This window comes from Mammaliicoccus sp. P-M58 (assembly GCF_022386165.1).
GTDB classification, from domain to species: Bacteria; Bacillota; Bacilli; order Staphylococcales; family Staphylococcaceae; genus Mammaliicoccus; species Mammaliicoccus sciuri.
On the sequence record NZ_JAJNJI010000006.1, the window covers coordinates 198616 to 214542 of the forward strand.

General features: G+C 31.0%; 11 protein-coding genes. All 11 read left to right on the top strand.

Going from position 1 to position 15927, the window contains the following annotated elements; translation table 11 throughout:
• Nucleotides 1–14 precede the first annotated feature (14 nt).
• The 11 genes from LQ694_RS08830 to LQ694_RS08880 all read left to right on the top strand — a co-directional run bounded on the left by LQ694_RS08830 (nucleotide 15) and on the right by LQ694_RS08880 (nucleotide 15812).
• Nucleotides 15–1352 carry a glucose-6-phosphate isomerase gene (locus LQ694_RS08830; RefSeq protein WP_218696769.1) on the top strand — a complete coding sequence of 446 codons (1338 nt, stop codon included), beginning with the start codon at nucleotides 15–17 and terminating at the stop codon, nucleotides 1350–1352.
• 94 nt (nucleotides 1353–1446) lie between these two features.
• The gene (locus LQ694_RS08835) at nucleotides 1447–2391 is read left to right on the top strand and encodes a nuclease-related domain-containing protein (RefSeq protein ID WP_218696768.1); all 945 of its coding nucleotides are present in this window, start codon (nucleotides 1447–1449) and stop codon (nucleotides 2389–2391) included.
• A gap of 256 nt (nucleotides 2392–2647) precedes the next feature.
• Nucleotides 2648–3262: a TVP38/TMEM64 family protein gene (locus LQ694_RS08840; protein WP_049319835.1), complete on the top strand. Its 615-nt coding sequence runs from the start codon at nucleotides 2648–2650 to the stop codon at nucleotides 3260–3262.
• Nucleotides 3259–3789: a signal peptidase I gene (gene lepB / locus LQ694_RS08845; RefSeq protein WP_048540121.1), complete on the top strand. Its 531-nt coding sequence runs from the start codon at nucleotides 3259–3261 to the stop codon at nucleotides 3787–3789. The genes LQ694_RS08840 and lepB (LQ694_RS08845) overlap by 4 nt, the downstream gene beginning before the upstream one ends.
• Before the next feature lie 19 nt (nucleotides 3790–3808).
• Complete coding sequence (lepB, locus tag LQ694_RS08850; RefSeq protein WP_096791210.1) at nucleotides 3809–4375, top strand: signal peptidase I; 567 nt, start codon at nucleotides 3809–3811, stop codon at nucleotides 4373–4375.
• A 96-nt stretch (nucleotides 4376–4471) separates the two neighbouring features.
• A complete protein-coding gene (addB, locus tag LQ694_RS08855) occupies nucleotides 4472–7942 on the top strand; it encodes a helicase-exonuclease AddAB subunit AddB (protein ID WP_218696767.1) in 3471 nt (1156 codons plus the stop codon).
• Entirely contained in the window at nucleotides 7939–11577 is a 3639-nt protein-coding gene (gene addA / locus LQ694_RS08860) for a helicase-exonuclease AddAB subunit AddA (RefSeq protein WP_218696765.1), read from the top strand. Before addB ends, addA begins: the two co-directional genes overlap by 4 nt.
• Entirely contained in the window at nucleotides 11577–12704 is a 1128-nt protein-coding gene (locus tag LQ694_RS08865; protein ID WP_218696764.1) for a DUF418 domain-containing protein, read from the top strand. Before addA ends, LQ694_RS08865 begins: the two co-directional genes overlap by 1 nt.
• Nucleotides 12705–12780: 76 nt before the next feature.
• Nucleotides 12781–13686 carry a fumarylacetoacetate hydrolase family protein gene (locus LQ694_RS08870; RefSeq protein ID WP_037588862.1) on the top strand — a complete coding sequence of 302 codons (906 nt, stop codon included), beginning with the start codon at nucleotides 12781–12783 and terminating at the stop codon, nucleotides 13684–13686.
• A 206-nt stretch (nucleotides 13687–13892) separates the two neighbouring features.
• Nucleotides 13893–14237 (top strand): YisL family protein, encoded by a 345-nt coding sequence (locus tag LQ694_RS08875; protein WP_037588863.1) that lies wholly within the window; start codon nucleotides 13893–13895, stop codon nucleotides 14235–14237.
• Nucleotides 14238–14390: 153 nt separating this feature from the next.
• Nucleotides 14391–15812, top strand: coding sequence for an alpha-amylase family protein (locus LQ694_RS08880; protein WP_239771992.1), 1422 nt, complete (start codon nucleotides 14391–14393; stop codon nucleotides 15810–15812).
• Nucleotides 15813–15927 lie beyond the last annotated feature (115 nt).

Below are 15927 nucleotides of genomic sequence, written 5' to 3' on the forward strand. Positions count from 1 at the left end.
CATAGGAGGATATTATGTCACATATTCAATTTGATTATAAAAAAGCTTTAACATTTTTTGGTGAACATGAGTTAGAACAATCACGTGAACTAGTAAAAAATATACATCATGTTATACATGAAAAGACTGGAGCAGGTAGCGACTTTTTAGGATGGGTAGACCTTCCTGTAGATTATGACAAAGAAGAGTTCGATAGAATTCTAGCTGCTTCTAAACGTATCAAAGAACAATCTGAAGTATTACTTGTTATAGGTATTGGTGGTTCATATTTAGGTGCACGTGCAGCAGTTGAAATGTTAAATTCTACATTTGCTAATTATGAAAAAGGTGAGAATCCTCAAATTATATTTGTAGGGCATCATTTATCTTCATCTTATGTACATGATTTGATTGAGTATATAGATGGTAAAGATTTCTCTATTAACGTTATTTCTAAATCAGGTACAACGACTGAACCTGCAGTAGCTTTTAGAATATTTAAGAAAATTTTAGAAGAAAAATACGGTAAAGAAGAAGCTAAAAACCGTATCTTTGCTACAACTGATAAAGAAAAAGGTGCTTTAAAAGATTTAGCGACTGGTGAAGGATACGAAACATTTGTCGTACCAGATGATGTTGGTGGTAGATATTCAGTATTAACAGCAGTTGGTTTATTACCAATCGCAGCAAGTGGTATTGATATTCAAGATATGATGAAAGGTGCTGCTGCTGCACGTGAAGATTTATCATCTTCAGAACTTGATGACAATATTGCTTATCAATATGCAGCAATTCGTAATATCTTATATGCAAAAGGATATTCAACAGAAATGTTAATCAACTACGAACCAGCTTTACAATACTTCAGTGAATGGTGGAAACAATTATTCGGTGAATCTGAAGGTAAAGACTTTAAAGGTATTTATCCATCAAGTGCTAATTTCACTTCTGACTTACATTCACTTGGTCAATATGTACAAGAAGGACGTCGTTTCTTATTTGAAACAGTTGTAAAAGTTGAAAGTCCTAAACATGATATTGCAATTGAAGAAGACAAAGATGATTTAGACGGTTTAAACTTCTTAGCAGGTGAAACAGTTGACTTCGTTAATACGAAAGCATTCCAAGGAACATTATTAGCACATACAGATGGTGGTGTACCAAACTTAGTTGTTAAAGTTCCTAAATTAGATGCATATACATTCGGTTATGTTGTATACTTCTTCGAATTAGCATGTGCAATGAGTGGTTATATGTTAGGTGTGAATCCATTTAACCAACCAGGTGTTGAAGCATACAAACAAAATATGTTCGCATTACTTGGTAAACCAGGATTCGAAGACTTGAAAAAAGAATTAGAAGATAGACTATAATATGAAACGTATTTTAGAAAAAAGTCCCCAAATTTAATTTGGAGGACTTTTTTTATTTTGAATTTGAATTTTTTGAAGAAATGAGTGATATTTTATGAAAATACGTAAAAATTTATTTTTAACTTATATTGATGCATTGCAAAATAGGGTGGATGAGTTACCTGAAAATATAGATGAACAATACCAAGTCACAAAGCAAGGGTACGAAGGCGAAAAAGTATTCGCTCAAATACTTGAAAGCTATGGGGCAGAATGGTGGCTATATGATTTACAGATTAAAAATTATAATCACATTCAATTTGATTTTGTAGTCATAACAGACGATGCCATCATCCAATTTGAAATTAAAAATTATACAGGTGACTATTATTTTGAAAATCACAAACTATTTAGAAGTACAGGCTTTGTATCTAAAGATCTTATTAATCAATATGAAGTCGCTCAAGAAGGCTTAAAAAGAATCGTTGAGAAATATAAATTAAAACGCAAAGTAGAAAGCTATGTTGTTTTTATACATCCAACTTTCACGTTACATGGTGATTTACGATCACGAATGAATATTATTTTAAAAAGTGAGCTACATAAAATAAAAGATATGGTATCACAAAACTTTAAATATGAAGAGAATAAATGGATATACTGTAAACTAAAAAGCCTACACGAACCATTTTTAAATACAAATCAAATACCAAATTTGAATATTGAATATAAAGATTTAAAAAGAGGCGTTCGATGTACAAACTGTCGAAAGTTGATTCGAGTAGATGAATTATTTAATAAGCGAAAATATTTGAAATGTCATCATTGTAAGAAAGCATTGAATAGAACGAATATCATTATTCAATCATTAGAAGAATTATATTTATTAAAAGGCGCACCATTTTCAGTAAAAGAAGCAGAAATATGGACAGGGGTCTACAGAAGTTCCATCAAGAGAATACTATATAAGTACTTTATAAGAAGCGGTAATAGAAAAAGTACTAAATATGGACCGATAAAAAAATTTACCGGTCCAGAAACGGGAAATATGGACCGATAAAATAAATTACCGGTCCAGAAACGGGAAATATGGACCGATAAATAATTTACCGGTCCAGAAACGAGAAATATGGACCGATAAATAATTTACCACCCGATACTCACTTCCTAACCAACTCCCTTCCAATATTCCCCCTAACAACTAATGAATTACTTCTCATTCCTAAAGATACGACTTTTGTATGATGTCAATTTACTTTTCTATTTACACATTTATCGGTATAATTAATCTAAATTTAAGAAGGAAGTTGCGTTACATGTCAATACAAGATTTAATGAATTGGTTCAGTGAAGAGAACATTACTGAATTAATTGAAACGTTTAGATCGTTCGGGATATTTATAGCATTTTTATTACCATTTATTGAGGCATTCTTACCGTTTTTGCCAATCATTCTATTTGTAATTGCTAATGTAAATGCTTATGGATTATTGTTAGGTTTTATCATTACATGGGCTGGTACTGTATCGGGAAGTTATATTGTCTTTATAATCTTTAGAGTAATTTCTAAAAAGCCTTTTATGAAAAGGGTTATTGAACAGCCTAGAGTTGTAAGATTTATTCAGTGGATTGATGAACATGGATTCGGACCACTGTTCATTTTGTTGTGCTTTCCATTTACGCCAGGTGCTTTAGTTAATATGGTTAGTGCCTTTTCAAACATTAGTAAACAAGTCTATTTAATCGCGTTAATTTTATCAAAAGCCATTATGATATTTACATTAAGTTTCATTGGTGCCGATATAAATTCCTTTTTTGCAAGTCCTAAAAAGAGTATAATAGTAGTCGTGATTATATTTGTGCTCTGGCTAGTTGGAAAAGGCTTAGAAAAATATTTTGATAAACGCTTAAAAAATAGGAGTCAAAAATGAAAAAAATATTCGAATGGATAATTGCAATTATAATTGCGTTAGTATTATTATTTATTGTAAGAACATTTTTATTCATCGGTTATGTTGTAGACGGAGACTCAATGAAACCAACTTTTCATGATAATGATAGAGTAATTGTTAATAAGCTTGTTAAGAATTTTGGACAAATTAATAACGGTGATGTTATCGTATTTCATGCGAATAAAAATGCTGATTATATTAAAAGAGTTATCGGGTTACCAGGCGACACAGTTGAAATGAAAAACAACAAACTGTATATTAATGGTACTCATGTAAATGAGCGTTATTTAAATGATAATATAAAGACTGATGATTTTAGTACAAGAACCATTCAAGGCTCTAAAAGTGATGTTATTCCTAACGGTGAATATCTAGTATTAGGTGACAATCGTAGCAATAGCAGAGACTCAAGAGAAATTGGTTTTGTACATGAAGATGATATCGTTGGTACTGTGAATTTAAGATATTATCCATTTAATCAAATAGATGTGAATTTTGATAAATAATAATAATGAGGTGGCATTTTTGAAAAAAGAAATATTTGAATGGGTTGTGGCGATTGCAGTAGCAGTTGTATGTGTATTACTGATACAGAAATTCTTATTTGTAACATATACAGTTTCTGGAGATTCTATGTACCCAACTTTAAAAAATAGTGAAAAAGTAATCGTCAACAAAATTGGATATAAAGTGGGAGATATTGATAACGGAGATGTTATTGTATTCCACGCAAACAAGAATGATGATTATGTGAAACGTGTTATCGGTAAACCTGGTGATACAGTGAAATATGAAAATGATCAATTATATGTAAATGATAAAAAAGTACCTGAAGAATACTTAAAAGCAAACAAAGCGAATAAGTCACGTGATTTATTGACAGAGAATTTTGAAGTGAAAGATTTAGTGAATTCAAATGGTGCCAATAAAATTCCTAATGATGAATATTTAGTCTTAGGAGATAATCGTGAAGTAAGTAAAGATGGTCGTTCATTTGGTTTGATTGATAAAGATGTCATTGTTGGTGAAGTTGCATTAAGATTCTGGCCAATTAACCAATTCCATTATAATTTTGATCCATCTACAAACTAATATAAAAGATCTTAAACACCTTGCTTTGAAATTAAGTGAGGTGTTCTTTTTATGTTAAAATAAATGAATAAGAGAACGTAAGGGAGGTAGAAATAAATGCAATTAAATGTATGGATTGGACGAAGTGGGACCGGGAAAACGAATCAAATGCTTAACCAAATGACTAAAGCTATGATTGAAGATCCATTAGGAGACCCAATTATATTTTTGACACCAACTCAAAATACCTTCCAATATGAACAAGCATTTGTTAAAAATCCTAATTTAAAAGGAAGTATACGTACTTCAGTATTCGGATTTGAAAGATTAAGTTGGAGAGTTTTAAGTGATGAAGGCGGTCTTGTTGAACAACAAATTTCAGACGAAGCATTAGAAATGCTTACATATCACTTATTACATACACATAAAAAACAATTAATTTTATATCAGTCTACCATTCAACATTATGGATTTAGTCATAAAATGATGAACGAAATTAAAGACTTTAAAAAATATAATGTAAGTCCTGATGATTTATCACATTATATTGAAAATAACGAAGCCATTCCTAAAAGAATGAAAGATAAACTTAGTGATATCGAAACAATATATAAAGCTTTAGAGGATCAATTAAATGGGCGTTATGTACAAGCTGAAGATGTCTTGTATAAATTAATTGAGAAAATACCAAATTCAGACTACATCAAACAAGCAGATATTTATATAGATGGTTTTCATAACTTTTCAACACTAGAATATCGCGTTATTGAAGCCTTAGTTAAATATAGTAAGTCAGTTACAATCGGTTTAACGACAGATGGAGACAAAGATCCATTTAGCTTATTTAGAAAAACATCTGAATCTCTCAATCACGTTGAAGATATTGCTGATGCATTACAAATTAAGATTAATTATACGCACTTTAAGACAACGGAACGATTCAATAATCAAAAAGTATTAAAGCATTTGGAAAGTCAATTTGATGCATTACTGCCGAATACTATTGATAGTGAAGGTTTAAAAATTATTGAAACATCCAATATGAGAGACGAAGTACAATACGTCGCGCGAGAGATATTAAGACGTTCGAGAGAAGAACACTTATCTTACAAAGACATAGCGATACTTTATCGTGATCCAGGTTATGAGCAGCTGATTGAAACGGTATTACCGCATTTTAATATTGCTTATAATCATGACGCGAAAAAGAAAATGGCATATCATCCGTTCATTGAATGTTTAAGATCAATGTTAGAAGTTATTCAAACTGGATGGAGATTTGAACCTGTCATGCGCATGTTGAAGACAGGTATCTTAACTAGCCATATCCCAAATGCGTCATACTTAATTGATATATTAGAAAACTATGCATTTGAAAGAGGGATATCTGGTAAGAGATGGACAAATCCAGAATTTTTCACAGTTGAATCTTTTGAAAAACTCGGCAAAAAATCATTAAGAAAAGAAGAAGATACATTTATAGAAGAAGATAGAAAAACAATTCAGAGTGTTATCGACTTGAAAGATTATGTTGTGAATCGAATTGAAAAGTTGAACGAAGCTTTAGCTGATAGTCAAACAGTGGAAGACTTTACGAGTCGATTATATGGCGTTATCGAACAGTTTGATTTACCTACGCACTTAATGACGATGCGTGATGAATTAGAAATAAAGTATCAGTTTGAAGAAGCAGAGGAAATTGACCAAGTATGGGAAGGTACAATACGCATATTTGATGACATCGTAGAAGTGTTAGGTGATGTAACACTTTCTTTAAATGAATACATTGAAATATTGGATAGAGGACTAGATGAATTAGAATTCTCAATGATTCCGCAAACATTAGATGAAGTAACAGTCGGTAATATGGATTTAGCCAAAGTGGATAATAAAGAAATTGTATTCTTGCTTGGTATGAATGACGGTGTCTTACCGAAAGTATCTAATCAAATGTTGTTATTAACAGACGATGAGAAAAAAGAATTAGCAACTTCAAGCGGTTTAGAATTAAGCCCGACGAGTGATATTTTACAGATGGATGAAGCGTTTGTATGTTATATTGCGATGACACGAGCTAAGAAAGAAGTTGTATTCACATATAGTTTAATGTCCGATGGTGGAGAAATTAGAGAAAAGAGTCCATTTATCAATACGATTCAATCATTATTTACAAATCTTGAAGTTCAATCTCTAAAATCAAATATAGAGCACAATCCTATTCAATTATTAGAACATGAACATCAAAGTCAAATGCATATATTTGAACATTTAAATGATTGGATGAATGATGAGATTGTTAATGATATATGGCTAGATGCGTATCATGCTTCATTAGATATTCATCATTTAGACCATACTGTTCAATTTTTAACATCAGCTTTAACGTATAAAAATGATACAGTCCAATTAAATACAGATGTATCAGAATCGCTTTACGGTCAGAAAATAAATGCCAGTGTATCAAGGTTTGAAACGTATAATCAATGTCCGTTTAAACATTATGTTTCACATGGTTTAAAATTAAACGAACGTACGAAATATCAAATTCAAAGTGTCGATATCGGTAATATATTCCATCAAACATTGAAATATATTTCAGATGAAGTAAATGGTGACTTTAGTAAGTTATCAGCACAATCCATGTCCAAATTAATAAACGAAGCTATCGATGAAAGCTTGCCTAAAATTCAATTTGATGTACTACATCGTACTGCTCATTATAGATATTTAAAATTACGCATCCAAAATATTTTGAAATCTACATTAGAAGCAATGAAGTATCAAACAAGTCATTCAAAATTCAAAGCCTATCAATTTGAATTAAACTTTGGTGCAACATCTAAACATCAATTAAAAACGACGCCTTTATCAACGAAACGAAAAATTCCAATTAATATTAGAGGTCAAATTGATAGATTGGATGTATATAAAGGTAAAGATAAAGATTATGTGTCCATTATTGACTATAAGTCATCGGAGACAAGTTTAGATTTAACTAAAGTAATGTATGGTATGCAAATGCAAATGTTTACGTATTTAGATGTCGTACTCCAAAATAAAGCTTTGTTAAATCTACAAGATAACGTATCACCTGGTGCATTATTATATTTCCATGTACATGAACCTGAAATTAAAGCGACAAGTTGGGGAGAAATTCCAGAAGTAGATGATATTTATCAACAAACTATTGAAAAATTCAAAATGGATGGATATGTGAATAGAAATCCTGAAGTAGTCGATGCGCTTGATGATAAATTGATAGACCAATTAAAATCTGACATGATCCCTGTTACGAAAAAGAAAAATGGTGAATTAAATAGTTATAGTAAAGCTTTAGATGAAGAACTATTTTTCAAATTAATGAATAAAAATAGAGAAAACTTTGTTGAAACAGCTACACAAATTATGGATGGGCATACAGAAGTTTCGCCTATGCGATATCAAAAGAGGTTACCATGCCAATTTTGTGAATTTAAATCAGTTTGTCACATCGATCCTATAACTGATACAGAGCAATATAGAGAAATCGAACATTCATTAACGAAAGATGAAATCATCGATATGTTGAGAGAGGAGGCGGAAGAATGACATTGCCAGAAAAACCGATAGATGCACAGTGGACGGATGATCAATGGAAAGCGATATATAGCGAAGGGAAAGATATCCTTGTTGCAGCAGCAGCGGGAAGCGGTAAGACAGCTGTGTTAGTTGAGCGTATTATTCAAAAAATTATGCGTAACAAACAAGACGTTAATAGGCTGCTTGTTGTAACCTTCACTAACGCAAGTGCAAGAGAAATGAAAGCAAGAGTCAATGCTGCGATTCAAAAAGAAAGTATTAAATATCCTGAAGATGAACATTTGAAGTCACAAAGAATTAAAATTCATCAAGCTCAAATTTCTACACTTCATAGCTTTTGTTTAACATTAATTAAATCACATTATGACACGATTGATATTGACCCAAACTTTAGAACTGCAAATGAAGTTGAGAGTATTGTCTTATTAGAACAGGCAATAGATGATGTGTTAGAAAGTTATTATGAAAAGAATGAACAGACATTTTTAGAAATCGTTGAGCATCTATCAAATGACCGTTCTGACGAGCCTTTAAGAGTATTATTGAACCGTCTGTATCGATTTAGTATTGCACATGCAGATCCTTTCGCGTGGTTAAATGAATTGGCTCAACCATATGATCAAATTGATGAAAATCACGCTTATTTTAAAATGTTTGACCAACTTATTTATCGTAAATTAGATAGTGCTAAAAATGCTTTGTATCAGTCAATAGATTGCTATCAACACTTGAATGAAGTTGATAAACATGTGACTTATCTTGAAGGTGAACGTATTTGGTTAGAGCGCGTATTTGAAGGTAGTAAGCTACTTGATCAAATACATTTAGATATGGCAGCAAAGAAATTACCGACAAATAGTGCGAAGATTAAGTCTGAAAATGAAGGATCAGAGCAATTACTGGAACTAGGTAAAGACTATCATAAAGCCTATCTTGACCACTTAAAAGAACTGACTGAAGGTTATCTCAGCAGAAGTAGAGAAGATTTAATTCAAGATATGAAAGATATGGGACCAAGAGTGAAAGTGATTGCGGATATCACTAAAGATGTCATTCAATATTTCCAATCACTTAAACAACAAAAAAGAATTATTGATTTCTCTGATTATGAACATTTAGCTTTAGAAATTTTGACAGATGATGATGGCAATCCTTCAGAAATTGCCTTGCAATATCGAGATTACTTCGATGAAATTTTAGTAGATGAATATCAAGATACTAATAGAGTACAAGAGGCTATTATTAGTTGTATTAAACGTGGAGAAGAGCATAATGGTAACTTATTTATGGTTGGTGATGTGAAGCAATCCATCTATAAATTTAGACAAGCTGAGCCAGAATTATTTATAGAAAAATATAAACGATTTAATGATCAGGATATAGCATCAGGTGAAGTAATTGATTTATCTAAGAACTTTAGATCTAGAAAAGAAGTGCTCGATAATACGAATTATATTTTTTCTCATATGATGGATGAAGTTGTAGGTGAAATTGAATATAACGATGAAGCTAAATTGTATTACGGTGCAGATTATGATTCACAACATACGCCACTAGAAATGGATATTATCGTCCAAGATTCTTTTAAAGTAGAAGATAATAATCTTATTGAAGCAAAGGCTATTGTAGATAAAGTGCAATATATTTTAGATAACAAACGCGTATATGATCGAAAAACGCAAAGTTATCGACCAGCAACATTCAAAGATATTGTAATTCTTGAGAGAAGTTATAGTAATGCGATGCACTTGCAACAACAATTTAAAGAAGTGAATATTCCGTTTTATGTAGAATCGAAAAAAGGCTATTTCGAACAAAATGAAATTAGATTGATGCTTTCATTTTTGCGTGTGATAGATAATCCGTTGCAAGATAAATATTTAGTCGGTGTTATGCGGTCGATAGCTTTTCAGTTTAAAGAAGATGAGCTTGCTGAAATTAGAAATAAAGCGCCACAAGAAATTTACTATATTGATTCTATTTATAAATATATTTCAAATGCAGAAGCGGATGCAGCACTAGTAGAAAAGATTAATCAATTTTTAACGCAATTGAAAAACTATCAAGCATATAGTAAATCTGTTCCGGTATGGCAACTGTTGGATAAATTATATAATGACTATTATTTAATTTCTTACTTTAGTGGCCTTACAGGTGGCGTTCAAAGAAGACAGAACTTATACGGCTTATTAAATAAAGCCATACAATTTGAAGCATCTAGTTTAAGAGGTATCTTCCAATTTATTAGATTTATCGATGAATTAATCGATCGTGGCCAAGATTTCGGACAAGAAAGTGTGATAGGTCCGAATGATGATGTTGTACGTATGATGACGATTCATAGTAGTAAAGGGCTAGAATTTCCATTTGTTATTTATTCAGGTATTACACGTGAATTTAACCGTACTGAGTTAAGAGAGCATGTTATCTTAAATAATCGATATGGATTAGCTTTATCATATTTCAATATTGAAAAAGAAGTCTCATTCCCAACACTAGCATCTATTATATTTAAAAATATCAATGAAACAGAAATGATTTCTGAAGAAATGAGATTGATTTATGTCGCATTAACAAGAGCCAAAGAAGGATTATATCTTATTGGCCGTGTTAAAAGTGATAAAGCACTTGAAAAAATAGGGCTTGTGAGTGCAGATCAAGATGAAATGATTGAATCTGAATATAGAGTGAAGGCGAAATCGCCATTTGATCTTATCTCCTCAGTTCTTGCTAAATCGAAAGATAATGGTCTATCACACTCAATGCCATTTAAATCTGAACGAAGTGAATCTTTTAATATCAATATCATACGTGACGAAGAACAAGATGAAGAACAAGATATCTCATACGAAAAGCCAACATTAGATACACTTATGAAATATAAACCTTCTGAGAAAAAGGATGAAATTTATAATCAGATGGTGTACAAATATCCTGATGAACAATTGTTAAATATTGCCGCAAAACAATCTGTTTCTGAAATTAAACGTCAACGCGAAACTGAAGAAGCAGGAACGGATTATCAAATTGTAAGACAATATCAGCTTGGTACTAAATCATATGACAGACCTAAGTTTATGACTAAACAAAAAAGACAAAGTGCCGAAATTGGTACTTTGATGCATGCAGTTATGCAACATCTTCCTTTAAAACAAGAAGGTTTAACTGTAGAAGATTTACAAAATCTTGTGCACGAGTTGATGGATAAAGAAATACTACCTGATGACGCTATGCAAGATTTAGATTTATCATTAATAGAAGTGTTTACAAAGTCTGATTTATACAAAAGATTAGTCAATGCGGATAAAGTTATGAGAGAGGTACCTTTTGTAGTTGGTCAAGATGATATCGATCAAGGTTTATCTTTCGATGTTTCTGAAAAAGATAATAAACCGATTATCCAAGGGATGATAGATTGTATTTTTATTGAAGGAGATAAAGTATCATTTATAGATTATAAAACAGATGCATTTATCGTTCGTAGAGGTAAAACAAAAGAAGAAGTAGCAGAAACGATGAAACAAAAATATGACGTTCAAATGCGTTATTATCAAAATACTTTAGAAACAATATTGAAGAAACCAGTTGAAGGTTATTTATACTTCTTTCAATATGGAACGAAACACATCAAGGAGAATCATTAATGGCAAAACAAAGAATATTTAGTATTGATGCATTAAGAGGGTTTAGTTTACTAGGTATATTACTTATGAATATTTTAACCTTTGCATATCCATATCAAATCATCAATCCGTTCGAATTTTTTCAACATCAAGATGGTGCATGGTTTAAAATCAGTTCATTATTTATAATTGCTTCATTTTATCCAATATTTGCATTTCTATTTGGTTATGGTTTGTCCATCATGTATCAAAATAGTTTGGATAAGGGATTAAACTACTATCCAATGATTACAAGAAGATTATTATTTTTATTACTGCTAGGTATCATTCATGGCGTATTCATTTTTTATGGTGATATTTTATCAACATATGCATTGTTAGGTTTAATAGCAATCATATTTGTGCGCTTAAAACCACAATATACATTAATTGCACTATCAATAGGAATCGGCATATTTGTACTGTTATATTTACTGCCAATGATTTTATTAAAAGATGTCACGCAAATAGAAAGCTTCGTAGGATTACAAGAATTAGAAAGAGTTAATAATATATTATCAAGTGCTGATTATGTATCGATTATTGGCTTTAATTTGAAATATTTTGGTATGAATATTGCGAACGCCATTCTAGTAGGACCATTTTCTATTTTACCGATTATGCTATTTGGTATTTATGCACATCAAATTAATTGGTTTAACAAAATTAAACAACATAAAAATCTATATATGGTGATAGGGGTTGTTGTATTAATTTTAGGTTTAGCAATTAAAATGATTCAAATCGTGTTAGAAGGTTCTGTAACATCACAATTAATGAGTCAGATGATTGGTGGTCCAATTGTTGCATTGAGCTATATTATGTTCTTTGTCATCTTATGTGAAGATCAAACAGTTCGAAAAATTTTAACGCCATTACAATCTATCGGAAAACTCAGTTTAACGACTTATATTATGCAAAGTATAATTTGTATTATCATATTCTATGGTGTTGGTTTAAATTACTACGGTAAGTTACCTGTCTTAACCATTTATATCATAGGTATTGTTATTTATTGCGTGCAACTTATCGTAAGTTATCTGTATTTATTGAGATTTAAACAAGGACCATTGGAAAAATTATGGAGAAAAGTAACATATTTAAAATAATCGATTGAAAAGCATGCGATTTATCTAAAAATTCGGTATAATCGAAATTAAGAATAAGAAGGAGTTGACAGAGTGAATGAAATTTTTAACTTTTAAACATAAAGATATCACTTCATACGGTGTGAAAGTAAAACGCGAAGAAGCGGTTTGGGATTTACGCAAAGTATTTGCAGACTTTGGAGAAGAAGGTTTTAATCCTAAGACATTATTAGAAGGTTTACAATTAAATATAAATGTTGATTTCCAAGAAGCAGTTCGTAAAGCAGTCGTTAAAGTAGAAGAATCTGCTGAGAAAGACGATTATAAATATAGCTTTGAGGATATCGAGTTTTTACCACCTGTAACACCTACAAATAATGTAATTGCTTTTGGACGTAATTACAAAAAACACGCTGAAGAATTAAATAATAAAGTTAATAGATTATATGTATTCACTAAAGCAGCATCATCTTTAACTGGTGATAACGCAGAAATTCCGAATCATAAAGATGTAACAGACAAGTTAGATTATGAAGGTGAATTAGGCGTTGTAATCGGTAAACATGGAGAAAAAATCCCACGTGGATTAGCTTTAGATTATGTATATGGTTATACAATCATCAATGACATTACAGATAGAAATGCTCAAAAGGAACATGATCAAGCATTCCTTTCTAAATCATTAACAGGTGGATGTCCAATGGGTCCATATATCGTAACTAAAGATGAGTTACCATTACCTGAAGATGTTAACATTGTAACTAAAGTGAACAATGAAATTCGTCAAGATGGTAATACAAATGAAATGATCTTAAAAATCGACGAATTAATTGCTGAAATTTCTAAATATGTAGCATTGCATCCAGGTGATATCATTGCTACTGGTACACCAGCTGGAGTTGGTGCTGGTATGAACCCACCACAATTTTTACAACCTGGTGATGAAATTAAAGTTACAATTGATGGTATCGGAACATTAACAACATTCATTAGTGAAAAATAATTAAAGTAATATATAAGAGTACCTTCTAAACCAAGTGTTAGAAACTTGGAATAGGGGGTATTCTTTTTAGTAGGATGAACATTTGAATAAATTGTGAATTATGCGCTAACTTTAATATTTGCTTTTTAAAAAATGAGCTTATTCTAATTGTTCCTATGTTATAATGCTATTGGAAAAGAAATATGACTATTTGGGGGGAACTAAATATGATACATTTCCATATTTTTAGCTGGTTAGTTACGATTATCTTATTCTTCGTTGTCTACATGAAAGTTACAAATAAACCAGTGCATATGGTCTTAAGATTATTCATGGTATTTACTTTAATTTCTGGTTTTGTTATTTTCATGCAAGCTATGGGAATTAACGGTATGCTTTATGGTATTAAATTTATTCTTGGACTTGCAGTTCTTGGTTTAATTGAAGTGACAATTGCTAAGAAGAAAAAGAATAAAAACAGCCAAGGATTATTCATTGCAACAATTGTTGTAATGGTATTAACGATTTTATTAGGTAGTTATTTACCAATGGGCGTATTACACTTTGGTTAATAACCACTTTACGATCCATTCATGATTTTGTATATACAAGACATGAATGGATTTTTTTATTGAATTTATTTATGACAATTTCATGTAGTTCTATCAGTTAAGTAAACGTTTTAGTATAATAGAGTTAATTGGGTAATAAAGAGGGTTGAATAAATGAATAAATGGACAAAGATAATCATATCGATTATATTAATCGCACCACTTTTTAGTAGCTATGTTTTTGCGAAAGAGAAAGAATACGAGGATGTTAAATACCCTAGAATTTATAGTTTAGTGGTTGATCGTTTTATGAATGGAAATAACGACAACAATAAAATGGTTAAAAATAATCATCAATCGAATGATTTACCACTTGGAGGGGATTTCCAAGGGATTGAATCAAAGCTAGACTATATTCATGATATGGGATTTAATACGATACATATTTCACCAGTCTTTTCACATGATCAGAAAGATTTTTTAGGGTATAAAGTGAAAAACTATGATGATATCGACAAAGTACTTGGTGGAGAAAAAGCATTCAAATCATTAGTAGATAAAGTGCATCATAAAGATATGAAAATTATCGTCGATATGCCAGTTACATATACAGATGAATTTAAGCAATCTACAAATGGTAATTTAAATCAAATTCAAAAATCATATTTCAAGAATAATCAATTCATAGATTTAAAGAATAATGAGAATCAAGGCATTTACAAAGCGAAAGTTAAAGCATTTGTTGATAAATATCATGTCGATGGTATTTCGATGAATATCGTTCAAGACGGTATAGATGCTGAAGCGTTCCTACCAGAAGGATTGGATACATACGGCATCATAAATAAAGAGGGCATAAACGCAAAGAACTTTAAACATTTATCGACAAATGGCACACGTACTGAGATTCAAAATGCATTTAAAACTGAAAATACGGAAATTCCTACTTATAATCAGAAAGGTGAAGTACTCATTGCAGATACTTGGTTTACAGAACGTTTCACAAAACATGCTGCAGATGAGAACAAATTTCCTGGAACACGTATTAAACAATTAATGACATATATGTGGGGATATAAAGGTCCAGTTATGATGAACTATGGTACAGAAATAGCTGTAAACGGTTCGAAAATCGAAACAATCAATCAGCTACAGAACTTTAGAACGGATAAAGAAGTAATAAAATATTTGGAAAAAATTGCTGATACCTTTAAACAATATCAAGAATTGTATGAAGGTAAAGTGAAAGTATTGCCGCATGACAAAGGCACAAACTGGTTTTATTATGACACAAATACAATTGATTATATTTTGAATATTAACGATAGCAGTAAGTCTAAAAAAGTTACATTAGATGATAAGCTTATTGAAAAAAATAAAATGTTATCGGGTCTTATATTAGGAGATAATATTAAAGGTAAAGATAATCGATATGACTTAATTACGGATAGAGAAGAAAGTGAACTATATGCAATAATTAATGAAAGAGGACTGAATAATAGTTATTTAGTAGCAGCAGTACTTGTAATTCTATTATTTGGATTATTTATCTTCTTAGTATCAAGAAGAAGTAAAAGACAAAAGAATAATCAATAATATGTAAAGCTGGGACATCCGTGTCCCAGCTTTTTTCATTGTTAGAGGTAGTAGGGGATGTGTTTTTGTACCGATAAAAATAATTACCGGTCCAGAAACGAGGAATATGGACCGA